Origin of the sequence: Pseudomonas sp. 9Ag (assembly GCF_902506445.1) — a bacterium.
GTDB classification, from domain to species: domain Bacteria; phylum Pseudomonadota; class Gammaproteobacteria; order Pseudomonadales; family Pseudomonadaceae; genus Stutzerimonas; species Stutzerimonas stutzeri_AB.
Map to the genome: position 1 here is coordinate 531,103 of NZ_LR733836.1, position 24,313 is coordinate 555,415.

The 24,313-nt window shown below is 59.9% G+C and carries 18 protein-coding genes and 3 tRNA genes; 15 read left to right on the forward strand and 6 right to left on the reverse strand.

Annotated features, from left to right (window positions below; translation table 11 throughout):
- The first annotated feature begins 178 nt into the window (after positions 1 to 178).
- The 8 genes from ALTERO38_RS02360 to ALTERO38_RS02395 all read left to right on the forward strand — a co-directional run bounded on the left by ALTERO38_RS02360 (position 179) and on the right by ALTERO38_RS02395 (position 9,663).
- A complete protein-coding gene (locus ALTERO38_RS02360) occupies positions 179 to 2,344 on the forward strand; it encodes a PAS domain-containing protein (protein WP_159967132.1) in 2,166 nt (721 codons plus the stop codon).
- Between the two features lie 181 nt (positions 2,345 to 2,525).
- Positions 2,526 to 2,948, forward strand: coding sequence for a 30S ribosomal protein S6 (gene rpsF, locus ALTERO38_RS02365; RefSeq protein ID WP_045424432.1), 423 nt, complete (start codon positions 2,526 to 2,528; stop codon positions 2,946 to 2,948).
- A 28-nt stretch (positions 2,949 to 2,976) separates the two neighbouring features.
- The gene (gene rpsR / locus ALTERO38_RS02370; RefSeq protein WP_019340128.1) at positions 2,977 to 3,207 is read left to right on the forward strand and encodes a 30S ribosomal protein S18; all 231 of its coding nucleotides are present in this window, start codon (positions 2,977 to 2,979) and stop codon (positions 3,205 to 3,207) included.
- Between the two features lie 34 nt (positions 3,208 to 3,241).
- The gene (locus tag ALTERO38_RS02375; RefSeq protein ID WP_159967133.1) at positions 3,242 to 4,135 is read left to right on the forward strand and encodes a hypothetical protein; all 894 of its coding nucleotides are present in this window, start codon (positions 3,242 to 3,244) and stop codon (positions 4,133 to 4,135) included.
- A 20-nt stretch (positions 4,136 to 4,155) separates the two neighbouring features.
- Positions 4,156 to 4,602 (forward strand): 50S ribosomal protein L9, encoded by a 447-nt coding sequence (gene rplI / locus ALTERO38_RS02380; RefSeq protein WP_102836992.1) that lies wholly within the window; start codon positions 4,156 to 4,158, stop codon positions 4,600 to 4,602.
- 110 nt (positions 4,603 to 4,712) lie between these two features.
- On the forward strand, positions 4,713 to 6,107 hold the full coding sequence (dnaB, locus tag ALTERO38_RS02385) for a replicative DNA helicase (RefSeq protein WP_148925206.1): 1,395 nt from the start codon (positions 4,713 to 4,715) through the stop codon (positions 6,105 to 6,107).
- Positions 6,108 to 6,187: 80 nt separating this feature from the next.
- Positions 6,188 to 7,267, forward strand: a complete 1,080-nt coding sequence (gene alr / locus ALTERO38_RS02390) for an alanine racemase (protein WP_159967134.1) — start codon at positions 6,188 to 6,190, stop codon at positions 7,265 to 7,267.
- Between the two features lie 110 nt (positions 7,268 to 7,377).
- Entirely contained in the window at positions 7,378 to 9,663 is a 2,286-nt protein-coding gene (locus tag ALTERO38_RS02395) for a YgiQ family radical SAM protein (protein WP_159967135.1), read from the forward strand.
- A gap of 33 nt (positions 9,664 to 9,696) precedes the next feature.
- Here the strand turns inward: ALTERO38_RS02395 and ALTERO38_RS21620 are convergent, their stop codons facing one another.
- Together ALTERO38_RS21620 and ALTERO38_RS02405 are read right to left on the reverse strand one after the other, a co-directional pair.
- A complete protein-coding gene (locus ALTERO38_RS21620) occupies positions 9,697 to 11,661 on the reverse strand; it encodes a methyl-accepting chemotaxis protein (protein WP_159967136.1) in 1,965 nt (654 codons plus the stop codon).
- A gap of 47 nt (positions 11,662 to 11,708) precedes the next feature.
- Positions 11,709 to 13,322 carry a PleD family two-component system response regulator gene (locus tag ALTERO38_RS02405; RefSeq protein ID WP_159967137.1) on the reverse strand — a complete coding sequence of 538 codons (1,614 nt, stop codon included), beginning with the start codon at positions 13,320 to 13,322 and terminating at the stop codon, positions 11,709 to 11,711.
- 217 nt (positions 13,323 to 13,539) lie between these two features.
- Between ALTERO38_RS02405 and ALTERO38_RS02410 the strand changes: the two genes are divergently transcribed.
- Positions 13,540 to 14,595 carry a DUF2333 family protein gene (locus ALTERO38_RS02410; protein WP_148925201.1) on the forward strand — a complete coding sequence of 352 codons (1,056 nt, stop codon included), beginning with the start codon at positions 13,540 to 13,542 and terminating at the stop codon, positions 14,593 to 14,595.
- A 39-nt stretch (positions 14,596 to 14,634) separates the two neighbouring features.
- Here ALTERO38_RS02410 and ALTERO38_RS02415 read toward each other — a convergent pair whose 3' ends face one another.
- The 4 genes from ALTERO38_RS02415 to ALTERO38_RS02430 form a co-directional block, all read right to left on the reverse strand.
- Positions 14,635 to 15,975 carry a sigma-54 dependent transcriptional regulator gene (locus tag ALTERO38_RS02415; RefSeq protein ID WP_159967138.1) on the reverse strand — a complete coding sequence of 447 codons (1,341 nt, stop codon included), beginning with the start codon at positions 15,973 to 15,975 and terminating at the stop codon, positions 14,635 to 14,637.
- A gap of 108 nt (positions 15,976 to 16,083) precedes the next feature.
- Positions 16,084 to 17,676, reverse strand: a complete 1,593-nt coding sequence (locus ALTERO38_RS02420; protein WP_159967139.1) for a PAS domain-containing sensor histidine kinase — start codon at positions 17,674 to 17,676, stop codon at positions 16,084 to 16,086.
- Positions 17,666 to 17,902 carry a PP0621 family protein gene (locus tag ALTERO38_RS02425; protein WP_159967140.1) on the reverse strand — a complete coding sequence of 79 codons (237 nt, stop codon included), beginning with the start codon at positions 17,900 to 17,902 and terminating at the stop codon, positions 17,666 to 17,668. Before ALTERO38_RS02425 ends, ALTERO38_RS02420 begins: the two co-directional genes overlap by 11 nt.
- Before the next feature lie 60 nt (positions 17,903 to 17,962).
- Complete coding sequence (locus tag ALTERO38_RS02430) at positions 17,963 to 18,970, reverse strand: outer membrane protein assembly factor BamD (RefSeq protein ID WP_159967141.1); 1,008 nt, start codon at positions 18,968 to 18,970, stop codon at positions 17,963 to 17,965.
- Between the two features lie 288 nt (positions 18,971 to 19,258).
- Here ALTERO38_RS02430 and rluD point away from each other — a divergent pair, with 288 nt between their 5' ends.
- The 6 genes from rluD (at position 19,259) to ALTERO38_RS02460 (ending at position 24,157) form a co-directional block, all read left to right on the forward strand.
- Positions 19,259 to 20,233, forward strand: a complete 975-nt coding sequence (rluD, locus tag ALTERO38_RS02435; RefSeq protein ID WP_102836981.1) for a 23S rRNA pseudouridine(1911/1915/1917) synthase RluD — start codon at positions 19,259 to 19,261, stop codon at positions 20,231 to 20,233.
- Complete coding sequence (gene pgeF / locus ALTERO38_RS02440) at positions 20,230 to 20,964, forward strand: peptidoglycan editing factor PgeF (RefSeq protein ID WP_159967142.1); 735 nt, start codon at positions 20,230 to 20,232, stop codon at positions 20,962 to 20,964. The genes rluD and pgeF overlap by 4 nt, the downstream gene beginning before the upstream one ends.
- Positions 20,965 to 21,144: 180 nt before the next feature.
- Entirely contained in the window at positions 21,145 to 23,709 is a 2,565-nt protein-coding gene (gene clpB, locus ALTERO38_RS02445) for an ATP-dependent chaperone ClpB (protein ID WP_159967143.1), read from the forward strand.
- Between the two features lie 205 nt (positions 23,710 to 23,914).
- Positions 23,915 to 23,990: transfer RNA gene (locus ALTERO38_RS02450), tRNA-Asn, on the forward strand.
- 9 nt (positions 23,991 to 23,999) lie between these two features.
- Positions 24,000 to 24,076 (forward strand) — tRNA-Pro (locus ALTERO38_RS02455).
- Between the two features lie 5 nt (positions 24,077 to 24,081).
- Positions 24,082 to 24,157 (forward strand) — tRNA-Lys (locus ALTERO38_RS02460).
- Positions 24,158 to 24,313: the final 156 nt, after the last annotated feature.

The following is a 24,313-nucleotide window of genomic DNA, read 5'->3' on the forward strand; positions in this document are numbered from 1 at the left end:
AGCCGGGATTTTCCCGTTAGGAACGTTGGCTTCAGCGGAAACGGATCGTTTTCGCTGCGGTCAATTGTCCGTTCTGAATCTGACGCAAGATCGTCACTTTTTGCTTGGCTGGGCGTCGGGTTGTCCGGGCGCCAGCTTATGGTTGCAGCCAGCGCCAGGCTTGCATCACGGAGGTGGTATGTCGCAACGCCCTTCTTTCGAGGCCCTGTTCAGGGTTTCGCCAAACGCCTACCTGCTGCTCGATCCCGATCTGGTGATCCTGGATGCGAACGCGGCGTACCTGAAGCTGACCGCGCGCAGCCTCGAAGAGATTGCGGGACGGCGAATTCAGGATGCGTTTGCCGCCGACCCGCAGTTTCCTGAGTCGACTCATGTCGACGAACTGCTCGACTCGTTTGCTCGGGTCCTGAGTACCAAGGCGTTGGATACTCTTCCCGTGATCCGCTATTCAATTGCGGTCAACTCCAGCAGCGGTGCGGCGTATGAGGACCGCTATTGGAGTGCGACACATACGCCACTGTTGGATGACCAGGGCGAAGTCGTCGCCATCCTCCAGCACACTGTGGATATCACTGAGCTGCAGCAGCTGAAGGATTCCATGCGCTCGGCTGAATCGTCTGGACAACCGGCGCAACAGATCGAGGCGGCGATCATTTCCCGAGCGCGGTTCATCCAGGATGAAGGCAATCAGCTGCGCCGATTGTTTGCACAGGCGCCTGGTTTCGTCTGTTTTCTGCGCGGCCCCGAGCACGTATTCGAGCTGGTCAACGAGGCGTATCAGCAGCTTACCGGACACCGCCAGCTGCTCGGTAAGCCGGTGCGCGACGGGTTGCCCGAGCTGGAAGGGCAGGTCTTCATGTCGCTGCTCGACGAGGTCTACCGTACGGGCGAGCCCTATACCGGCAGAGGAATGCGTGCGCTGCTGCGTCGTCGTCCAGGCGCCGAGCCCGAGGAAGTGTTTGTAGATCTGGTGTTTCAGCCAATCATCGAGCGCGATGGCCGGACGTCCGGTGTTTTCGTGCTCGGCAGCGACGTTACCGAGCAGCATCGCAGTCAGCAGGAGCTGCGTGAGTACCGCGAGCATCTTGAGGAATTGGTGCGTGAGCGCACCCGCGAATTACTGGACAGCGAGTCCGCGCGCCGCGCCGCACAGGCAGCCCTGATGCAGGCGCAAAAGCTTGAGGCTGTTGGCAAGCTTACCGGGGGCATTGCGCATGATTTCAACAACATGCTGCAAATCATCGGGGGAAATCTGCAGCTGTTGCGCCGCAACATTGGCAATGACGAGACGGCTCAGCGGCGGCTGGAATCAGCCGTTGGTGGTGTAGAGAAAGGTGCTCGTCTGGCTTCGCAGCTTTTGGCCTTCGCCAGCCGCCAGCCTTTGCAGCCGCAGTCCGTGGACATCGGTAATTTGCTGGATCAGATGAGTGAGCTGCTCAATGGCGCCTTGGGGCGCGCGGTGCAGGTTGAAGTCGATGTGGCGCCCGGTCTGTGGCCGGTGTTGGCCGATGTCGGCAATCTCCAGGCGGCAATACTCAATCTCGCGGTCAATGCGCGCGACGCGATGAGCGGTGGCGGCACCCTCTGCCTGCGTCTGCGCAATTGTGATCTGGGCTCAAGCGAGCTTGCCGGGCAGCCTGGGGTCGAGCCCGGTCCATTCGTGGAGCTCGCAGTTACCGATGTGGGCGAGGGCATGCGTCCGGAAATCCTCGAGCGCGCGTTCGAGCCCTTCTTTACCACGCGTAAAGACAGCAACGCGTCCGGTCTAGGTCTGAGCATGGTCTATGGCTTCGTCAAGCAAAGTGGTGGATTCGTTGTGCTGGAAAGCGACGAAGGCGAGGGTACGTCGGTCCGGGTCTACTTGCCGTGTAAGGTTGCTTTGGGCGAACAAGGTATCGATTCTGTCGGGATGTCCGAGCAGCGCGGGTCGGTACCAGCATCGTCCGAACAGATCGAGGGGGAGTCCGCTTCAGGTCTGAGGATCCTCTTCGTCGAAGACGATCCGACTCTGCGCATGCTCACCGGTGAAGTCATGGACGAGCTGGGACACCAGGTCAGCCTTTGCGAGTCGGCCGAGGCTGCGCTTAAGCAGCTCGAACAGCATTCATTCGACGTGTTGCTTACTGATGTCGGGCTGGCCGGCATGAGCGGCATTGAGCTGGTTCGAGAGGCCAGGATGCGCGATGCCAGCCTGAGTGTCGTTATTGCTTCGGGCTACGCAGTCGATGCGCGGGAAGTGGGGCTGGATGACCTGCGTACCATGCTCAAGCCCTACGATATCCACCAGGTCCGATCGTTGCTTGAAAGCATCCAGGCCGAGCGGACCATCGCCGGGCGCGACTGATCGCGGGTTGGTTAAATATTCACCAAATCGCCTTGCGTGGTTGTCCGGGCTTCTCTAGAATTGCGCCCCTTGCCCGGATGGCAGGCGTTTGCGCGCCTCTCTGGCTGGCAAGTCAACATAACTGATTCACTCCTTGCCTGATCCGCGTGGTGCGGCAGGCTGCAACCCGTAAGGAGCAACAATGCGTCATTACGAAATCATCTTTCTGGTCCACCCCGACCAGAGCGAGCAGGTTGGCGGCATGGTGGAGCGTTACACCAAGCTGATCGAAGAAGACGGTGGCAAGATTCATCGTCTGGAAGACTGGGGCCGTCGTCAGCTGGCTTATGCCATCAACAATGTTCACAAGGCTCACTACGTGATGCTGAACGTTGAGTGCAGCGGCAAGGCACTGGCTGAACTGGAAGACAACTTCCGCTACAACGACGCCGTCATCCGTAACCTGGTCATCCGTCGCGACGAAGCCGTGACTGAGCAGTCCGAGATGCTGAAGGCTGAGGAAAACCGTAGCGAGCGCCGTGAGCGTCGTGATCGCCCTGAATCTGACTCTGCCAATGAAAATGACAGTGACAGCGACAGCCGCGACAACAACGCTGACGAGTAATCCACGGACCTATTGAGGAGCCTATTTCATGGCACGTTTTTTCCGTCGTCGTAAGTTCTGCCGTTTCACTGCAGAAAACGTGAAAGAGATCGACTACAAGGATCTCAACACGCTGAAGGCCTACATTTCCGAAACCGGCAAGATTGTTCCTAGCCGTATCACCGGAACCAAAGCACGTTATCAGCGCCAGCTGGCTACCGCTATCAAGCGCGCCCGCTTCCTGGCCCTGCTGCCCTACACCGACAGCCACGGCCGTTAATCGAACTGTTGGACAGACGTAAAGGATAGATCGCATGCGCGCCCTGGCTGAGTTCATCATGCGCGGCCGTATGCAGGCAATTGTTGTGGTGGCTGGCTCTGCAGCGCTGCCAATGTTGTTCTGGCTGTCCGCTGCGGCGGGAAGTCTGGTGTTGCTGCGTCGCGGGTTGAACGACGCACTGGGCGTAGTGGCATGGGCTCTGTTGCCCGCTCTGGTCTGGTGGTACTTCGGTGATCCGCGGACCTTGCTGGTACTGCTGGGATCGTTCGGGTTAGCGCTGCTGTTGCGCAACCAGAGCTCCTGGTCTCGTGTGATGTTGTGCAGCGTAGGGCTCGGGATGTTGTACGCCTGGGCGCTGGGAATGGTTTTCGGCGAGCCAATCGCGGCACTCGCTACCGAGTTGCAGAAAGTGCTACCCGACATGCTGTCGGATGCCTATCAGCAGCTTTCGGTGGAAGAGCAAGCCCGATTGGGAGCATTGCTGGCTCCGGTTCTGACCGGTTTGTTGGCAGGGCTACTGCAGATCACCACGCTGCTCAGTCTGATGCTCGGGCGGTACTGGCAGGCCTTGTTGTTCAACCCGGGTGGGTTTGGCCTCGAGTTTCGGTCGCTGCGATTTTCAGCGTTGCCTGCGATGGTGTTGTTGATGGGCGTGCTGCTGGGACCAAGTCTCGGTGTGCAGGTGGCGATGCTGGCGCCGTTGTGCAGTGTTCCGCTGGTCTTTGCCGGTATCGCACTAATACACGGGTTGGTGGCAAAGAACCGGATGTCACGGTTCTGGCTGGTGGGGCTTTACGTCACGCTGGTGCTGTTCATGCAGTTGATTTATCCGTTACTGGCCGTTATGGCCATTGTCGACAGCTTGTTTGATTTTCGCGGTCGGGCATCTCGTGATGACGATGCGGGACCTGCGAACGGTGAAGGTTAAGTTAAAGAGGTAAGACTCAAATGGAAGTCATCCTGCTAGAAAAAGTCGCAAACTTGGGCAACCTGGGCGACAAGGTAAACGTCAAGTCTGGTTACGGCCGCAACTATCTGCTGCCGCAGCGCAAGGCTACTGCTGCAACTCCGGCGAACATCGCCGAGTTCGAAGCTCGCCGTGCTGATCTGGAAAAAGCTGCTGCCGAGCGTAAGGCTTCTGCCGAAACTCGCGCCGCTCAGCTGGCCGAGCTGGAAGTCACCATCACCGCTACTGCGGGCGATGAGGGCAAGCTGTTCGGTTCCATCGGCACTCACGACATCGCCGACGCACTGACCGCCTCCGGCGTTGAAGTGGCGAAGAGCGAAGTCCGTCTGCCGAACGGCACCATCCGCCAGGTTGGTGAGTACGACGTAGCTGTGCACCTGCACACCGACGTCGAAGCGACCGTCAAGCTGATCGTCATCGCTGGCTAACAGCGGCTATCGTCTGGCACCTCGGGTGCCTGACGGTTACCATCGGGCACGTTTCCACGCGAGTGGAACGTGCCCTTTGTTTTTCTGAATGCCAAAGAATTCCGAGTGCCATGAACGACATCAGTGTGCCCCAGCAGTACGACCTGGAAACCGCAGCGCTCAAGGTGCCGCCACATTCCATCGAGGCCGAGCAGGCCGTGCTGGGCGGCTTGATGCTGGACAACAATGCGTGGGAGCGCGTGTTGGATCAGGTATCGGACGGTGACTTTTACCGCCATGACCACCGACTGATCTTCCGCGCTATTTTCACGCTTGCCGAGCGAAACTCTCCCTTCGACGTAGTGACGCTCTCAGAGCAGCTGGATAAAGAAGGCCATCTGCCGCAGGTCGGTGGGCTGGCCTATCTGGGTGAGCTCGCCAAGAACACCCCGTCCGTGGCAAACATCAAAGCCTACGCGCAGATCATTCGTGAGCGTGCAACGTTGCGCCAACTGATCGGCATCAGCAACGACATCGCCGACAGCGCTTATGCGCCGCAGGGGCGCACAGGCGACGAGATCCTCGACGAAGCTGAGCGGATGATCTTCCAGATCGCCGAAGCGCGCCCCAATACCGGTGGGCCGATCGGGATCAATGACATTCTGGTCAAGGCTATCGACCGGATCGACTCCCTGTTCAATGCGGGCGAGGACATTACCGGGCTGTCGACTGGCTTTACCGATCTGGATGAGGCGACGAGCGGCCTGCAGCCCGCGGACCTGATCATCGTTGCCGGCCGTCCTTCCATGGGCAAGACCACCTTCGCGATGAACCTTGTGGAAAACGCTGCCTTGCGCTCCGATAAGGCCATCCTGGTCTTCTCGCTGGAAATGCCCGCCGACTCTATCGTGATTCGTATGCTGGCTTCCCTGGGCCGAATCGATCAGACCAAGGTGCGAACCGGTAAGCTCAGCGACGACGACTGGCCGCGGTTGACCTCGGCGGTCAACCTGCTCAACGACCGTAAACTGTTCATCGACGATACTGCTGGTATCTCGCCGTCGGAAATGCGCGCCCGCACACGCCGTCTGGCCCGCGAGCATGGCGAAATCGGCATGATCATGGTCGACTACCTGCAGTTGATGCAGATTCCCGGTTCCAGCGGCGACAACCGGACCAATGAGATTTCCGAGATTTCGCGCTCTCTGAAAGGCCTGGCCAAGGAATTCAATTGCCCGGTGATCGCGCTTTCCCAGCTCAACCGCTCGCTTGAACAGCGACCCAACAAACGTCCGATCAACTCTGACCTTCGTGAGTCTGGAGCCATCGAGCAGGACGCCGACATCATCATGTTCGTCTACCGGGACGAGGTGTATCACCCCGAAACGGAATACAAGGGCGTCGCCGAAATCATCATCGGCAAACAACGTAATGGTCCAATCGGTACCACCCGGCTGGCGTTCCTCGGTAAGTACTCGCGCTTCGAGAACCTGGCGCCGGGCAGTTATCAGTTTGACGATGAGTAACCAGCCGACGCTCAGCGGCTTGCGGGCCTGACGGAAAGCGCCGGACAATACCGGCTCACTCCTGTCCTGAAGGGCTTTCCATGCGTCCCCTGGTTGCTACGGTCGATCTTGCCGCGCTTCGTCACAACTATCAGCTAGCCAAGCAGTGCGCTCCAGGGCGCAAAGCCTTTGCCGTAGTCAAGGCGAATGCCTATGGGCACGGTGCAGCAGCTGCGGTTGAGTGCTTGCGCGACATGGCTGACGGATTTGCGGTGGCGTCTCTGGAGGAAGCGGAGCAGGTTCGGTTGGTCGACGCGAACGCACGGCTGTTACTGCTCGAAGGCTGCTTCGAGCCGAGCGAGTATGTCGCCGCAGCCGAGCTTGGGTTGGACGTTGCAGTTCAAGGCGAGGCTCAACTTGATGCGCTGCTAGCTGCAGTTATCGAACGGCCCTTGAATCTGTGGCTGAAGCTCGACTCCGGCATGCACCGCTTAGGCTTCAGCGCCGATGGTTTGCGTCGCGCCCATGCTCGTCTGCAAGGCGCGCCGCAGGTTGCCGAACTGAACCTTATGAGCCATTTTGCCTGCGCCGATGAGCGGGGGCATCCGCTCAACGAAGCGCAGCTGGAGCAGTTCAGCAGTCTTCTGGATCTCGCATTCGACAACCGCTCATTCGCCAATTCTGCCGCTGTGCTGACGATGTCTGCTGCGCACATGGATTGGCTACGTCCCGGAATCATGCTCTACGGTGCTACGCCTTTCGCCGAGCTGAGCGCCGAAACCCTGGGGCTGAAGCCGGTGATGACGCTGACGGCATCGATCATTGCAATCCGCGAGGTTCCTGTGGACGACAGTGTCGGCTACGGCGCCAGTTGGGTCGCCCAGCGTCCTTCGCGCATCGCCACGGTCAGCTGCGGTTATGCCGACGGGTATCCACGTACGGTGCCGCCCGGCACTTGCGTAATGATCTGTGGGGAGCGGGTGCCTCTGGCGGGCCGGGTCTCGATGGACATGCTCGCTGTCGATATCACCGATCTGCCGCAAGCGGTGCTCGGCGATGAAGTAGAGCTGTGGGGCAACGAGATTCCAATTGACGAATTAGCGCAGGCCTGCGGCACCATTGGCTACGAGCTGCTGACCAAGGTTACCCAGCGCGTACCGCGGCGTTATATCAACGGTTGAACGCGGTTTCGCCTGTGCAGCGACGGTAAAAGCCGACCGACGTGGTCGGCCTTCCTGATCATTTTTTGTGCTATATTCCGCGCCCGTTTTCGTTGCCCCGGTTTCTAGCCATGCACGCAGCCAAGCCCCTGTTCGACTATCCCAAGTACTGGGCCGAGTGTTTCGGTCCAGCGCCATTCCTGCCGATGAGCAGGGAGGAGATGGATCAGCTCGGCTGGGATTCGTGTGATGTCATCATCGTGACCGGTGATGCCTATGTCGACCATCCGTCGTTTGGTATGGCGATCATTGGGCGGCTGCTGGAAGCCCAGGGCTTTCGCGTTGGCATCATCAGCCAGCCGGATTGGCAGAGCAAAGACGACTTCATGAAGCTCGGTCAGCCAAATCTGTTTTTTGGCATCGCTGCCGGCAACATGGACTCGATGATCAATCGCTACACGGCTGACCGCAAGGTCCGATCGGACGACGCCTACACGCCGGGCGGGCAAGCCGGAAAGCGCCCGGATCGAGCGAGCCTGGTCTACAGCCAGCGCTGCAAGGAAGCTTACACCGACACCCCGGTTGTGCTCGGCGGCATCGAAGCATCGTTGCGCCGCATTGCCCACTATGACTACTGGCAGGACAAGGTACGTCGCTCGATCCTGATGGACGCCACGGCTGACATCCTGCTGTATGGCAACGCCGAGCGTGCCATCGTCGAAGTAGCGCAGCGCCTTGCGCGCGGTGAGGCGGTCGAGCAGATCACCGATGTGCGCGGCACAGCATTTATCCGCCGTGACGCCCCGGAGGGCTGGTTCGAAATCGACTCCACCCGTATCGATCGTCCGGGCAAGGTCGACAAGATCATCAACCCCTATGTAAATACTCAAGATTTGCAGGCGTGCGCCATCGAGCAGGAGAAGGGTGCGATTGAGGACCCGAACGAGGCCAAGGTCGTTCAGCTTCTGCCCAACCCGAAGATCGAGCGGGATAGGACCGTCATCCGGTTGCCTTCTTTCGAGAAGGTTCGCAACGATCCTGCGCTATATGCTCATGCCAACCGCGTGCTGCACCTGGAAACCAACCCAGGCAACGCTCGCGCGCTGGTGCAGCGACACGGCGATCACGACATCTGGCTGAACGCGCCTCCCATCCCGCTGACAACCGAGGAGATGGACTACGTATTCGCCTCTCCGTACGCTCGTGTGCCGCATCCGTCCTATGGCGGCGAGAAGATTCCCGCCTATGACATGATTCGCTTCTCGGTGAACATCATGCGCGGGTGCTTCGGTGGCTGTACCTTCTGCTCCATCACCGAGCACGAAGGCCGGATCATTCAGAACCGCTCGCACGAGTCGATCCTGCACGAGATCGAAGAGATGAAAAAGCTGCCGGGCTTTACCGGCGTGGTATCGGACCTTGGTGGGCCGACGGCCAACATGTACCGCATCGCCTGCAAAAGCCCGGAAATCGAGCAGCATTGCCGCAAGCCGTCCTGCGTCTATCCGGGCATCTGCGAGAACCTCAATACCGACCACAGTTCGCTGATCGAGTTGTACCGCAAGGCCCGGGCTTTGCCAGGCGTCAAGAAAATTCTGATCGCCTCCGGGCTGCGCTACGACCTAGCTGTCGAGTCGCCGGAGTATGTGAAGGAGCTGGTTACTCATCACGTTGGCGGTTATCTGAAAATTGCGCCTGAGCACACCGAGCGCGGCCCGCTGGACAAGATGATGAAGCCGGGTATCGGCAGCTACGACAAATTCAAGCGGATGTTCGACAAGTATTCGAAGGAGGCGGGCAAGGAGCAATACCTGATTCCGTACTTCATCGCGGCGCACCCTGGCACCACCGACGAGGACATGATGAACCTCGCGCTCTGGCTGAAAGCCAATGGTTTCCGCGCTGATCAGGTTCAGGCGTTCTACCCGTCACCCATGGCGAGCGCCACGGCGATGTACCACAGCGGCAAGAACCCGCTGCGCAAGGTTACTTACAAGAGTGAAGGCGTGCCCATTGTCAAAAGCGAGGAGCAGCGTCGTCTTCACAAGGCCTTTCTGCGTTATCACGACCCGAAGGGCTGGCCGATGCTGCGCGAAGCCCTGCAGCGAATGGGTCGAGCCGACCTGATCGGCAATGGCAAAAATCAGCTGATTCCGACGCACCAGCCCGCGACCGAAGGCTATCAAAGCGCCCGTCGCAAGAATTCAACGCCGGTGGGCAGTAAAAAGGCCGGGCAGGGCGGGAAGATTCTCACCCAGCACAACGGCTTGCCTCCGCGTAGCCACGACGGCAACGCGTGGGACAAGCGCGAGGAGGCCAAGGCGGCAGCTGAAGCGCGGCGTAAGGCAGCGGCCGGTGGCGGTAAGCCTGGCGGAAAGAGCCGAAAGCCATCCCAGCGTCCGGCTGTCCCTCGCTAATCGACAGCAGGCGCCTGCCTGAGGCACCTGCTTTCAGCCTTTGAAAGCCAGCGTCGCCTGGTCTAGCTCGCTGGCCAGCTGCAGCATCTGTTCGCTCTGCTCTCGGCCCCGGCTGATATGTGTCAGGTTGCTGTTGCCCAGCTGGTGGATGCGCTCGCTGTGGCCGCGGATTTCACTGACCGCTTCGCTCTGCTGTGCGGTGGCCAGCGCGATCTGTGCGGCCATCTGTTCAATTGAGCCGATGGTGGTCACGATCTGGTTTAGCGCCGAATCCGCTGTTTCGGCCAGTTCAGCCGTTTCTTCGGCGTGACTGACCTGCATGCGCATGGCCTGGAGCGATTGATGCGCAGCCGTCTGCAGACTACCGATCAGCAGTTGAATTTCCTCGGTAGCGCCGCTGGTGCGCTGCGCCAGGGTACGCACTTCGTCTGCCACGACGGCAAACCCTCGGCCCTGTTCCCCAGCTCTCGCGGCCTCGATCGCTGCATTGAGCGCAAGCAGGTTGGTCTGCTCGGCGATCGAGCGGATGACGGTCAGTACCTTGCCGATGGTCCCGGTTTCGTCCGCCAGGCGTTCAATCGCCAAGGCATTGTTCTGGACCTCACTGACCAGCCCGTGCAGTCCGCTCAGGCTTCTGCCGATCACCTCCTGGCCCTGGGTGACGGCCTGGCCTGCTGCGCGCCCGGCCGTGGCCGTCTGGTCTGCACTGCTAGCAACATCCTGGATGGTGGCTTCCAGCTCTCCCAGTGCGTCCCGGATCTGCGCGGTGTCGCTGCTCTGGCGGCTGGCGCCGCGGTGCAGGTCGTTGCTCATTTCTGCCAGGCTGCGACTGTTTCCGGTCACCGCCTGCGCCTGCTGGCGCAGCGTGCCGACAAGCGTGAGCAGATAGGTGCGTAACTGATTCAGCGATGCGCCAATTTCCACCAGTTCCGGGGTCTTAGAGTGCAGGGCGACTGGCTTTTCGAAATCGCCAGCTGCCCAGGCCGAGAGCGCTGGCGCGAGCTGGCCCAGCGAGCGAGTGAGCTGCCGCTGTAGACGGTCGATGGCGAGCGCGACCAGCAGGATTATCCCGATGATGGTGCCCTGAATCAGCCGAACTTCTGTCTGGATTCGTCCATGTTCACTGCGGATCTCCGGCTCCAGATCGTCCAATGCCGTCTGTAGGGAGGCTATTTTCTGCTCGGTGCTGTCCCGAAGTTTCAGGCGTTGCACGATCAGCTCGCGGGTGCGTTTCAGCTCACCCGGATATCGGGTGAGGAGACTGGATAGGTCGCGCTTGAGAGCGATGCCCATGTCTTCCGCGGGTCGCGCCTGGGCTTGCTCGTCAAGATCAAGTAGCGCTGCGAATGCGCTCGCACCGGATTTTTGTTCGCTCGCCACCCCGAGTAGTGGCAGCGCATCGAGCGTTTGAGCTTCCTGCGCTAGCGCTTGTAGTGCTTGCTCCACCTCGACGACCAAATCGTCGTTGCCGCTGGCGGTCAGCCTGGCGCGCGCGTGGCTGAGGCGAAGCAGCTGCCGGCTGGCTTCGAACAACGGGGGTTGATACTGGGTTGCGGCTTCATGCTGATCTTGCGCGGCATAGCGATGCAGTTGCTCCAGCGTGCCCGCTATCTCACGCTCGGCCTGCAGTAGCAGGCCTTGGGGATCGCCGGCCAGCTTGCCTGCAGCGAGGAGCTCGGTAGCCGTGAACTGGCGCAGCTGTTCGAGGCTTGGCTGCAGGCGATTGGCGAACGGGCCGGGTAGGGCGCTGACGTCTTCTGCTAGCCCCTTCAGCTCAGTCAGCGCGGTGTTGTGTCGCAGTGCGTCGCCGCTGCTCAGGTAATCCTGAATGTTGTTGGCGACCTGGTGCTGAAAGCGCTGGGAAAGGCTCAGGTACTGCCCCATCAGCTGGTACGGACGTCCCAGCGCATGCTCTGACCACCAGAGCGTTGCGCCCAAGGCAAAGCAAATGGCGATGAGCAGCAGGGTGTTCAGCGTAGTAAGCGACTTCAAGCGCATCCTGGCCTCCGGAGGTTCTGGAGGCTAGAAGATATGGCTATTTGATGTCAGTTCTGTGACGGCAGGAACCACTCCACCCGGTTTCGGCCAGCGTGCTTGGCAGTGTAAAGCGCTTCGTCGGCTTGCTGTGTGAGCAATTTGGTGTCTGCGTCGGGCGTGAGCTCGGCAATGCCGCAGCTGAAGGTGCACGACAAGTCTGCGGGCTGTGCCGGGTAGCGAATCTCGGAAAAGCGTTCGCGGATCTCGTCCAGGACCTTGGCTGCGTTGTGCACAGTGGTGTCGGGCATCACCACCGCGAATTCTTCACCGCCGTAGCGACCGATATGGTCGGTCTTGCGCAGGCGTTGCTTGAGAAACAGCGCGAGGCTTTTGATCACCCGGTCCCCCATTGGGTGGCCAAAGGTGTCGTTGACCTTCTTGAAATGGTCGATATCGATCATCGCGAAGCACAGCGGTTGCCCGTCGCGGCGGGCGCGTGAGCTGGCGTCTTCGAGTAACTGCAGGCTGTGCGTATGGTTATACAAACCGGTCAAGCTGTCCCGGACGATTCTGGCTTTCAAGCTGCGGGCTCGCTCGGCGCGGGTTCGAACGGTCGCGATCAGGTGGCTAGGTTTGATCGGTTTGGTCAGAAAGTCATCGCCGCCTTCGTTCATGGCGTCGAGCTGCTTGTCGAGGTCGTCCTCGGCCGAGAGGTAAATGATCGGCACGCTGACGTAGCGTTCATGCTGCCGGATCACTTTGGCCAACTCAGTACCCATGCATTCGGGCATGTACATGTCGAGGATGATCAGATCCGGTTGGAATTCAGCCAGGTAGTTGATCGCCTGGATCGGCTCGTTGAGCGTCTGGGTGATGATCCCGGCATTGTTCAAGACCCTTTCGGTGTGGGTCGCCTGGGCCCGCGAATCGTCAATGATCAGAACGCGGAAAGGCTCGGAGTGGGCGGTGCGGGTGAAAATCTCGATCTTTTCCAGCAGGCATGAGGCATCGATGGTGCCGGTAAAGAATTCCAGCCCGCCGGCGCGCACGGCCGCCAGTCGCATAGGTGTGTCGGTTTCCTGGTGGCTGAAGAAAATCAGCGGCAGCTTTTCTTCCAGCCCTTGCTGGATGCGCTCGGCAAGCCGAAGGCCCTCGCCGGGACCATTGAAATCGACATCCATGACGATTGCAGCCGGGTGCCGTTCATGCATCGCAGCGCGGAATTCGCTATCACTGCCGAAGGCCTGCGCATTCATGCTGAAGAATTCGAGCTGGCGAACCACGTGCTGGGCGCGTTGATGGTCTTCCAGCGCAATGTAGACCGGTTTGCTCAATGGCGGTACGTAGGCGGACTGCCCGCGCGGATCGCCGTGGCGCAAACCGGTACGTGCGAGACGGTAGACCAGTTGGCTGAGTGTGGCGATGGTATCGCTCGACAACCGTCCGCGATTGTCGCTGATGTCGCTCAGGCAATCTTCGATGCCAAGCGCGAGCAGCCGATGTTCGGTTTGTTCGAAGCGCTCGGCGAATTTCCTCAACCGCTTGTTGGCATCTGCCAGCGCCGACCGGCAACCGTCATTCCATTCGCTGCGCTGCAGTTGTTGCCAGACTTCGAGCACCTCCCGAGCCTGATGAATGACCCGTTGTGCGAAGTGCTGTTTAAGTTCTTCCTGGTCCGACATGTCCGGTTCCCTGGCCCGCTGCGGCAGTGCTCTCAGAGGCCACTGTGGTGGCTCAATGCTACCACCTATCCGTCGTTTGCAAAGATGCCGCATAGGCGGTCTGGTTCTCATTATGAGGCTTGCTTTCGACCGGCTGCGTTATAGTGGTTCACATGCCGCACGCTCCGCGTGACCGGCGATCGAATCTTTGAATTTATGAAGAGAAGGACAGACGCCCATGTTGGATTGGAAGAATCGCTTCGGCCGCCTCGGCTTTTCGGGAAATTCAGCCAGAGCGGATGGGGCGACTCGCAATCCGCTACTGCTGGGGCTTGCCGTTCTGATCGGGCTGTACTTGCTCGTGGCGCTTTTGGTCGGCTGGTACTGGAGCTCCGAACCTGACCGATTCCCGGTACAGCAGAATGTGCGGCAAGCCGCTGAGGCCTCGCAGCAGCAGATCGTTAACGGCTACACCACGGTCGAAACCCTTAAGCAGGTAGCTGGCACCTTGCTCGACAAGCCCGGCGGCTATCTGACTAATGACATTGCCCCGCCCGGCCTGTGGCTGGACAACATGCCAAGCTGGGAATATGGCGTGCTGGTTCAGGTCCGCGACCTCAGTCGCGCTCTGCGCAAGGACTTTGCGCGCTCGCAATCCCAGTCGACGGAAGACCCTGATCTGTCCAAAGCCGAACCGCTGTTCAATTTCGACAATCGCAGCTGGGCACTGCCGGCGAGCGAATCGGAATACCGTAACGGGATCCGTTACCTGAATCGCTACTTGGCACGCTTGAGCGATCCGGCATCCAAAGCTCAGTTCTATTCGCGCGCTGACAACCTGAATAACTGGCTTGGAGATGTCGGTACTCGGCTGGGGTCTTTGTCCCAGCGCCTGTCGGCCAGCGTCGGTCGCGTGCGCCTGGACGGGCAGTTGGCGACGGAGCTTGAGCGCGAAGGCGTAAGTCAGGTGGTTGAAGAAGAGCGCGTCGAGACGTCCTGGATGCAGATCGATAACGTGTTCTATGAGGCGCGAGGGCAGGCATGGGCCTTGTCGCATCTGCTGCGCGCTATTGAAGTGGACTTTGCCGACGTATTGGCGAAAAAGAACGCGGCGATTAGCGTGAGGCAGATCATCCGCGAGCTGGAAGCTGCGCAGGAACCGCTGTGGAGCCCAATGGTGCTCAACGGTAGCGGCTATGGGGTCTTGGCCAATCACTCTCTGGTGATGGCGAATTACATCTCGCGAGCCAACGCGGCGGTCATCGATTTGCGTAACTTGCTGTCACAGGGATAACGGGCGCTCCGCGACCCTGCGGGGTCGCGGTCTGGGTGCTCAATCCAGTCCCAGTTTCTTCAGCCGATAGCGCATGGAGCGGAAGGACAGCCCCAGCCGTTGGGCTGCTGCTGTGCGGTTCCAGCGGGTTTCTTCCAGCGCCTGCATGATCAGTTTGCGTTCGACCTCTTCGAGATGGTCTTCGAGATTGTCGATCTGCGCCAGACTTGCTTCGCCATTCTCGGGCATGCCCGGAGCGTCGGACAGGCGCAGGTCGCTGGGTTTGATCTCCTCGCCTTCACAGAGCGTGTAAGCGCGTTCAAGCATGTTTTCCAGCTCACGTACGTTGCCGGGAAAGCGATAGCTCTGCAGTTTTGCCAGTGCGTCAGGTTGCAGTCTGGCCGGCGTCTCTCCGCATTCCTGGGCGAGACGGCGAAGCATCACTTCAGCCAGCTGGGCGATATCCTCACGGCGTTCGCGCAGAGGCGGCACGCGCAATTCGATGACATTAAGCCGGTAGTACAGGTCCTGGCGGAAGCGGCCCGCCGCGACTTCACTGGCCAGATCTTTATGAGTGGCGCACAGAATCCGCACATCGACCACCACTTCCTTAGCTCCGCCAACCGCGCGCACGGCCTTTTCCTGAATGGCGCGCAGCAGTTTCACCTGCATCGGAAGCGGCAGATCGGCGACTTCGTCGAGAAACAATGTGCCGCCATTGGCTGCCTGGAAAAGGCCCGGTTTGTCTTCCATCGCGCCGGTGAAACTGCCCTTCTTGTGCCCGAAGAATTCGCTCTCCATCAGTTCTGTCGGGATCGCCCCGCAGTTGACTGGAACGAAGGGCTGTTCATGTCGCGGCCCTTGTTCGTGAATCAGCCGCGCAACCAGCTCCTTGCCGCTGCCCGACTCGCCGCTGATATAGACAGGTGCCTGGCTGCGCGCCAGTTTGCCGATCTGCTTGCGCAACAGGTTCATTGGCGGCGAAGCGCCAAGCAGGCGACTGTCGACTGTCAGCTCATTGGGGTTCGGTGTGCGCAGCCGTAATGCCGTATTGACCAGTTCGCGGAGACGGCCGAGGTCCACCGGTTTGGTCAGGAAATCAAAAGCGCCGGCCTTGAGCGCGCCAATGGCAGTGTCAAGACTGCCATAGGCGGTAATCATGGCCACAGGCAGTTGTGGATACTGCTGCTGAATGAATTGCACCAGCTCCAAACCGCATCCGTCCGGCAGTCGCATATCGGTGAGGCAGAGGTCGTAGTGCTCGCGTGCTAGGCACTCGCGGGCCTCCTTGAGGTTGCGGGCGCTGCGGGTGTCCAACTTCATACGTCCGAGGGTGATCTCCAGGAGTTCACGGATATCGGGTTCGTCATCGATGATCAGCGCTTTCTGGCGGGCGGTCATGGTCTCGGTCTTTGAAAAGAAGAAGCGGGATGCCCAATGTTAACGCCACAGGGCCTGCCTTGTACCGCCGCATGGCCGATGTGTGATCCGTTGCGTCTTAAGCAGGCCTCAGCTCAGCTTGCGTGGGTGCGCAAAGACAATGCGAAAGCAGCTGCCGCCCTCGTCTCGCTCACGGTAATCCAACCGTGCCTGATTGCTTTCGCAGAGCTCTCGGGAGATATACAGCCCAAGGCCCGTGCCCTTGTTTTCTGTGGTGAAGAACGGCTCGAAGATGTTCTGTACCTGCTCGGTCGGCACACCTGCACCATCGTCGAGCACTTCCAGCACGGGCAGATCACTGGCCTCGTCCCGGAAGACTTTTAGCCACACCTGTGCTTGGTCGTGCTTCTGTCCACTGTAGCGCAGGCCGTTCTGCACCAGGTTGGTCAGTACTTGAATCAACTGGTTTGGGTCCATGCGCGTCTGCAGCGAGCTGCCCTGAGTCTCCACGTGGACAATTTGCTGAGGCGGCAGCGTCTGGCGAAATTCGCTGGCAAATCGGTGCACCCAGTATTTCAGATCCAGCAGCTGGGGTTCGGCCTGGCGCCGGCGCGACAGCTGCAGCACATTTTCAATGACCAGATTCATGCGCCGCGAATGATCCTGAATGATCTGCGTAAGCCGCAGATCTGCAGCGTCTAACACCTCCGACTCCTGCAGCAACTGCGCCGCATGACTGATGGCACCGAGCGGGTTGCGAATTTCGTGAGCAATGCTGGCGGTCAGTCTGCCAAGCGACGCGAGTTTGAGCTGCTGGGCCTTTTGCGCGATCTGAGAAATGTCTTCGAGAAACACCAGCGTGTCCTGCTTCACGCCATGCTGGAGCGTGGCGAAGCTCGGCTGCAGGGTCGCGCCGTCGGGCGTGGCCTTGAAGTTACTCGGCCGCAGAGTGGGGTTGTCTCGCCAGCGTTGCAGGCCTCGAATGACCTCCGGGCAACGAGGTCCTAGCCGTTCGCCCGTCAGGGCCTCTTGTCCGAGCAGCTCGAGGGCTCCCTGATTGGCAAGCAGCACGCGCTCCTGTGCATCGAGGACGAGGATTCCAGTGCGCATGCGCTGCAGAATCTGGGCATTCAGGGCTTCAAGGTTGGCGACCTCTTCGGCGCGCTGGCGGGCAAGGGTTTCGCTATCCTGAAGTCGTCTGGTCAGGCCCTGCACCAGCAACGCGGCAGCGAAGCACAGCGTGCCAAGTGCGGCGGCCTGTACATACTGACTGCTCGCCGCGCTGTCGCTTAGGCTGAGGTAGAACGTCAGGTAGATGAGTCCGGTGGCGGCGACTGCCGCGATGAAAAAGCCGACGCGGCCGTGCAGCAAGATATTGGCAATAGCTACCGCTACGATCAGCAGGTTACCGATACCACTTGGCGTACCGCCGGCGAAGTAGAACAGCGCGGCCAGCAGGGTGACGTCCACCAGCGCGAGCGCCAGTACCGGCAGTTCCCGCTTCGGGTTCTGCAGCAGTACGGCGGCAAAAATGTTGAGAATCAGATAGAGCCAGGCGCCGTAGTAGAACGCCGTCGGGTTGATCATGCGCATCAGGTCGTTGTGCAGGTCGCTGCTGATGAGCAGAACCAGCACCAAGCCGATTACGACGCGATAGAGATGGTAGAGCCGAAGGATTCGTCGGCCCGTGTAACCGAAAAACGTCAGGCGTTCAGTTCCCACCCGACTTGTTGTCCTGTTCCAGATGCGCCTGGCTGCAATACCACCGGTCATGACTCTGCAGTGCTTGCTCACGTGGCAGGTGTACGCCGCACTGAACACAGCGGACGGTCATGACCGTGGTCTCTTGCGGTTTATCGGAGGCTGTGGGCTTGCTGGTCAGACGGCGCCAGAGCCAGAACGCCGCCGCGATCAGGATGATCCAGAACAACAGTCGAAACAGGCCCATATCTCTACTTCCTGGCTAAGCTGTTCGGGCCTGCCGTTCTGGCAGGCTGCGGTTGGGAACTCAGTCGAACAGGCCGAAGGTCATATAGCTCCACCAGGAGCGGTCTTCGCCTTGCTCTTCTTTTGCGGCTTCGGTTTCCGCTTCCCTCAACACCGGGCGCAGTTCATCCGGCAGATCCTGGGCGGCATTCTCATACTGACGCACCACGTCGCGGTTGGATTGCGAGCGGTCAGGCGCTTTGTTTTCAGTGTCGATCAAGCCGAGTGTGGCGCGGGACAACCAGCTGCGGTTGTCGGCCTCTTCCTGGCTTGGCACGAATTCGCCGTCTTCCAGGCTGGGGTGTTGCGGGTAGTTGAGTTTGAGCGTTTCGAGGCTAGTGCCAGCGAGCTCCTCGAGACCAAGGCGCTGATAGGCTTCAGTCATGACGGCCAAACCATCGCCGACTGCGGGCGTACCCTGGAAGTTTTCTACAACATAGCGACCACGGTTGGCGGCCGCTACGTAGGCCTGGCGACGCAGGTAATAGTCAGCAACATGGATTTCGTTCGCGGCCAGCAGGTTACGCAGGTAGACCATCCGTGCCTTGGCATCCGGGGAGTAACGGCTGTTTGGAAAGCGTGTGGTCAGCTGGGCGAATTCGTTGAAGGAGTCACGTGCAGCGCCGGGGTCACGTTTGGTCATGTCCAGCGGCAGGAAACGCGCCAGCAGTCCGCGGTCCTGGTCGAAGGAAGCCAGGCCCTTCAGGTAGTACGCGTAGTCCACGCTTGGGTGCTGCGGATGCAGGCGGATGAATCGTTCGGCCGACGAGCGAGCGGCTTCCGGCTCGGTGTTGCGGTAATAAGCGTAGATCAGCTCAAGCTGCGCCTGTTCGGCGAAGCGGCCGAACGGATAGCGGGATTCCAGTGCCTTCAGCTTGTTGATCGCGCTGGTGAAGCTCTTATTGTCCAGGTCGGCTTGTGCCTGCCGGTACAGTTCCGCTTCGCCGAGGTTTTCACTGATGGTTTCGTTGGACGAACAGGCAGCGGTAAGGGCGAAAATGGCGATCAGCAGCAGGTGTTTCACTTGCATGGCGGCTTGCGTCCCTGTGACGGCTGGCTGTCTTGCGCTGAGCCGTCCTGTTATGATGGGCGCCCCGGCTGGCCGGGACAAAGACGCGGTATTTAAACACAAGCGTGTTACTGAAACCAAAGGCTGCACCCGTGTCGCTGTCGAGGGGCTGCTCAGGCTTAGGATCTGCCCGTAGGCGTCCTGCCTGCCGACAAGGTCACGCCCCCCTTTCTCATGTCCCGGCTCATCGCCTGTCGCAACCGGCCAAACCGCACGGTTGCCTCTCCAACTATTGAAGCGCCCTTAATTATGTCCACGATCACCACCCAGGCCATCCATCTCCGCGCCGAGGTGCCATTCGACCTCGGCGGGCAGCGCCTTGATCAAGTCGCGGCACAGCTGTTCTCCGAGCATTCCCGTTCGCGTCTTGCAGCCTGGATCAAGGAGGGACAGCTCACGGTCGACGGCGCTGTATTGCGCCCCCGCGACACTGTACATGCGGGTGCCATCCTGGAGCTTTCTGCCGAGCAGCAGGCCCAGGGCGAGTGGGTGGCTCAGGACATTCCGCTGGATATCGTTTTCGAAGACGAGCACATTCTGGTACTGAACAAGCCGTCCGGGTTAGTGGTGCATCCTGCCGCAGGGCATGCCGATGGCACCTTGCTCAACGCCTTGCTGCACCATGTTCCGGATTTGATCAACGTGCCGCGTGCCGGCATCGTGCATCGCCTGGACAAGGACACCACCGGATTGATGGTGGTGGCCAAGACTCTGCAGGCCCAGACGCGCCTTGTCGAGCAGCTGCAGGCGCGCAGCGTCAGCCGCATCTACGAGGCCATCGTTATCGGCGTGATCATTACTGGCGGCACCGTCAATGCCGCCATTGGGCGTCATGGCCAGCAGCGTCAGCGCATGGCGGTGGTGGAGGGCGGCAAGCCTGCCGTGAGTCACTATCGGGTGCTCGAGCGCTTCCGGTCGCACACGCATGTCCGGGTCAAGCTTGAAACCGGGCGAACCCACCAGATCCGTGTGCATATGACACACATTGGCTATCCGCTGGTGGGTGATCCGCTTTATAGCGGGCGTTTTCGTATCCCACCAGCCGCTAACCCGACCATGGTGCAAACGCTGAAAGATTTTCCGCGGCAGGCATTGCATGCGCGCTTTCTTGAATTGAACCATCCTGTCAGTGGCGAGCGGCTGAAATGGGAATCGCCATTGCCGGACGACTTCGTCTGGCTACTGACACTCTTGCAGCAGGATCGCGAGGCGTTTAGCGGATGACGGAATGGCCAGAGGACTGGATCCGTCCCGACTGGCCGGTGCCTCCGCGTGTAAGGGCTTGCGTCACCACGCGCCGCGGCGGCTTGAGCCAAGCTCCGTTTGATGGCTTCAACCTGGGGGATCATGTTGGCGATGCGCCCGACCGGGTGTCGGCGAATCGACAGCACTTGCAGCGGCTGCTCGGCTGCGAGCCGGCCTGGATGAGCCAGATCCATTCTAGTATCGCCGTTGAGGCGGACCCGCGCAGTTGTCCGACTGCCGATGCCTGCTGGACGGGCGAGGCGGGGGTCGCCTGTGCGGTGCTGACTGCGGATTGCCTACCGGTATTGCTCTGCGACGTCGACGGCGCACGCGTTGCGGCTGCGCACGCGGGGTGGCGCGGTCTGGCTTCAGGCGTGCTGGAAGCCACCGTGGCGGCTATGGCGGTTCCGGGGTCACATTTGATTGCCTGGCTCGGTCCGGCGATAGGGCCGACGGCGTTCGAGGTTGGCGGCGAGGTGTGCGATGCGTTCATCGCTGGCCATCCTGAATGCTCCGAAGCCTTTGTGCCCAGCCATCGCGCGGATCGCTTCATGGCGGATATCTACCAGCTCGCCCGAATCCGCCTGGCGGCTTGCGGCGTTACAGCGGTCTATGGCGGTGGTTTCTGTACTGTCAGCGATGCTCGTTTCTACTCCTATCGCCGTGCCGCCCGTACAGGGCGCTTCGCCAGCCTGATCTGGCTGGACTGAGCGGCCGTTCACCTGTTCCTGGTATTTCACCCCTGACTCGCTTTACGCCATGGGGCTGACCTGCGTCAAGGTCGTGCGGCTTGAATCTCCAACAATCAGCCTTATCTAAGGTTCATCTCGCAGGCTTTCGTTCGGAGTGCGTTTCATTGCACGGCCTGCTTTACCTAGAAAGGTGATTCCATGCGTATCGATCGTTTGACCAGCAAGCTTCAACTTGCGCTTTCTGATGCCCAATCCATTGCTGTTGGCTTCGACCACTCGTCCATTGAGCCTTTGCATCTGATGCAGGCGCTGCTCGAGCAGCAGGGCGGTTCGATCAAACCACTGCTGATGCAGGTGGGTTTTGACATCAATGGTTTGCGCCAGGCATTGACCAAAGAGCTCGATCAGCTGCCGAAACTGCAAAATCCGACCGGTGACATGAATATGTCTCAGGACTTGGCGCGCCTGTTGAACCAGGCCGACCGCCTTGCGCAGCAGAAGGGTGACCAATACATCTCCAGCGAGCTGGTGTTGCTCGCTGCTCTGGAAGGCAGCACCCGGCTGGGCAAGCTATTGCTCGAGCAGGGCGTCAGCAAAAAGGCTCTGGAAAACGCGATCAGCAATCTGCGGGGCGGCGACGCTGTCAACGACCCGAATGCTGAAGAGTCACGGCAAGCATTGGACAAGTACACCGTGGACATGACCAAGCGCGCCGAGGACGGCAAGCTCGACCCGGTGATCGGCCGCGATGATGAAATTCGCCGGACCATTCAGGTGCTGCAGCGGCGCACCAAGAACAACCCGGTGCTGATCGGCGAGCCAGGCGTGGGCAAGACCGCCATCGTTGAGGGCTTGGCGCAGCGCATCGTCAATGGCGAGGTGCCGGACGGCCTCAAAGACAAGCGTTTGCTCGCGCTGGACATGGGCTCACTTATTGCGGGGGCCAAATTCCGCGGCGAGTTCGAAGAGCGGCTGAAGGCAGTCCTCAATGAACTCGGCAAACAGGAAGGCCGCGTCATTCTATTTATCGACGAGCTGCACACCATGGTTGGTGCCGGCAAGGCGGAAGGCGCGATGGATGCCGGCAACATGCTCAAGCCTGCGCTCGCGCGCGGAGAGTTGCATTGCGTTGGGGCAACCACTCTTGATGAGTACCGCCAGTACATTGAGAAGGATGCTGCGTTGGAGCGTCGCTTTCAGCGTGTGCAAGTCGATGAGCCGAGCGAGGAGGACACCATCGCTATCCTGCGTGGCTTGAAAGAGCGCTACGAGGTGCACCATGGCGTGTCTATCACCGATGGCGCGATCATTGCGGCGGCAAAACTATCGCACCGCTATATCACGGATCGGCAGCTGCCAGACAAGGCCATCGACCTGATCGATGAGGCGGGCAGTCGCATCCGCATGGAAATCGATTCCAAGCCGGAGGAGCTCGATCGTCTTGACCGGCGTCTGATCCAGCTGAAGATCGAGCGCGAAGCATTGAAGAACGAGGACGACGAGGCGACCAAGAAGCGTCTGGCCAAGCTCGACGAGGAAATCGTCAAGCTGGAACGCGAATATGCCGACCTCGAAGAGATCTGGAAGGCGGAAAAGGCTGAAGTGCAAGGCTCCGCCCAGATGCAGCAGAAGATCGAGCAGGCCAAGGCGGATCTGGAGGCTGCGCGGCGTAAGGGCGACCTGGCGCGTATGGCCGAGCTGCAATACGGCATCATCCCCGACCTCGAGCGCAGCCTGCAGATGGTCGACCAGCATGGAAAGACCGAGAACCAGCTGCTGCGTAACAAGGTAACTGATGAGGAGATCGCCGAAGTCGTCTCGAAGTGGACGGGCATCCCTGTGTCGAAAATGCTCGAAGGCGAGCGCGAGAAACTGCTGAAGATGGAAGACCTGCTGCATCAGCGCGTGATTGGGCAGCACGAGGCGGTTGTATCGGTGGCCAATGCGGTTCGCCGCTCGCGGGCCGGGTTGGCCGACCCGAATCGCCCCAGCGGTTCCTTCCTGTTCCTTGGCCCGACCGGGGTAGGCAAGACTGAGCTGTGCAAGGCCTTGGCCGAGTTCCTCTTCGACACCGAAGAGGCGATGATCCGCATCGATATGTCGGAGTTCATGGAGAAGCACTCGGTTGCGCGCCTGATCGGAGCCCCACCGGGCTATGTAGGTTATGAAGAAGGTGGCTATCTGACCGAGGCCGTGCGCCGTAAACCCTATTCGGTGGTTCTGCTTGATGAGGTCGAGAAGGCTCATCCTGATGTCTTCAATATTCTGCTGCAGGTTCTGGAAGATGGTCGTCTGACCGACAGCCATGGGCGAACCGTGGATTTCCGCAATACCGTGATCGTCATGACCTCAAATCTTGGATCCACCCAGATCCAGGAGTTGGTGGGCGATCCTGATGCGCAGCGTGCTGCTGTCATGGACGCTGTAAGTCATCACTTCCGGCCGGAGTTCATCAACCGGATCGACGAGGTGGTGGTTTTCGATCCGCTGGCTCGCGATCAGATTGCTGGCATCGCTCGCATCCAGCTGAGCCGCCTGCGGCAACGACTGGCTGAGCGGGAGCTGAGTCTGGAGCTGAGTGACGAAGCGATGGATAAGCTGGTCGCAGTGGGTTACGACCCGGTCTACGGTGCGCGGCCTTTGAAGCGAGCTATTCAGCGCTGGATCGAGAATCCGCTGGCGCAGCAGATACTGTCTGGCGCCTTCGAGCCCGGTACAAGCATCTCAGCTAAGGTGGAGGGTGACGACATCGTCTTCGGCTGATTTGAGGGGCGATGGCGCCGTTCTTTCGTGCGGTGCCGGCAGTTCCAATACCAGCGGAGCGGGGTAGTGCCACCGCATCGTGCAAATCATTGTAGTAAATCGCATTTTTTCTGTTGACAGCCGCGCCGAGAACCGTAAAATGGCGCGCCTCGGAGGGGGGAAGGCAAGCGGTAGCGCGGACCACCTGAAGAGCTGGAAATGAAGTTCCGCGATAGCTCAGTCGGTAGAGCAAATGACTGTTAATCATTGGGTCCCAGGTTCGAGTCCTGGTCGCGGAGCCAAAATCCAATCGGGGTATAGCGCAGTCCGGTAGCGCGCCTGCTTTGGGAGCAGGATGTCGGGAGTTCGAATCCCCCTACCCCGACCATTTTTGGGTCGTTAGCTCAGTTGGTAGAGCAGTTGGCTTTTAACCAATTGGTCGTAGGTTCGAATCCCACACGACCCACCAAAACCGCCTCGCAAGGGGCGTAAGAAGCCGGGAGATCCGAAAGGGTTTCCCGGTTTTTTTTGCATTGAAGTTTATCGGCGCGTTTGTTCCGCTCGTCTCGCTAAAAATCTGTTCTCAGTGCCAGTGCCTCTCGTGATGAGTTGGCGCTGGCACTGT

Bases quoted from the DNA above. Each gene is read 5' to 3' on its own strand.
- rpsR (WP_019340128.1), top strand. From the start codon at position 2,977: ATGGCACGTTTTTTCCGTCGTCGTAAGTTCTGCCGTTTCACTGCAGAA.
- pgeF (WP_159967142.1), top strand. From the start codon at position 20,230: ATGACGGAATGGCCAGAGGACTGGATCCGTCCCGACTGGCCGGTGCCT.
- rpsF (WP_045424432.1), top strand. From the start codon at position 2,526: ATGCGTCATTACGAAATCATCTTTCTGGTCCACCCCGACCAGAGCGAG.
- ALTERO38_RS02360 (WP_159967132.1), top strand. From the start codon at position 179: ATGTCGCAACGCCCTTCTTTCGAGGCCCTGTTCAGGGTTTCGCCAAAC.
- ALTERO38_RS02375 (WP_159967133.1), top strand. From the start codon at position 3,242: ATGCGCGCCCTGGCTGAGTTCATCATGCGCGGCCGTATGCAGGCAATT.
- ALTERO38_RS02430 (WP_159967141.1), bottom strand. From the start codon at position 18,970: ATGCAAGTGAAACACCTGCTGCTGATCGCCATTTTCGCCCTTACCGCT.
- ALTERO38_RS02405 (WP_159967137.1), bottom strand. From the start codon at position 13,322: ATGTCGGACCAGGAAGAACTTAAACAGCACTTCGCACAACGGGTCATT.
- ALTERO38_RS02415 (WP_159967138.1), bottom strand. From the start codon at position 15,975: ATGACCGCCCGCCAGAAAGCGCTGATCATCGATGACGAACCCGATATC.
- alr (WP_159967134.1), top strand. From the start codon at position 6,188: ATGCGTCCCCTGGTTGCTACGGTCGATCTTGCCGCGCTTCGTCACAAC.
- ALTERO38_RS02395 (WP_159967135.1), top strand. From the start codon at position 7,378: ATGCACGCAGCCAAGCCCCTGTTCGACTATCCCAAGTACTGGGCCGAG.
- ALTERO38_RS02410 (WP_148925201.1), top strand. From the start codon at position 13,540: ATGTTGGATTGGAAGAATCGCTTCGGCCGCCTCGGCTTTTCGGGAAAT.
- clpB (WP_159967143.1), top strand. From the start codon at position 21,145: ATGCGTATCGATCGTTTGACCAGCAAGCTTCAACTTGCGCTTTCTGAT.
- dnaB (WP_148925206.1), top strand. From the start codon at position 4,713: ATGAACGACATCAGTGTGCCCCAGCAGTACGACCTGGAAACCGCAGCG.
- ALTERO38_RS21620 (WP_159967136.1), bottom strand. From the start codon at position 11,661: ATGCGCTTGAAGTCGCTTACTACGCTGAACACCCTGCTGCTCATCGCC.
- ALTERO38_RS02425 (WP_159967140.1), bottom strand. From the start codon at position 17,902: ATGGGCCTGTTTCGACTGTTGTTCTGGATCATCCTGATCGCGGCGGCG.
- rplI (WP_102836992.1), top strand. From the start codon at position 4,156: ATGGAAGTCATCCTGCTAGAAAAAGTCGCAAACTTGGGCAACCTGGGC.
- rluD (WP_102836981.1), top strand. From the start codon at position 19,259: ATGTCCACGATCACCACCCAGGCCATCCATCTCCGCGCCGAGGTGCCA.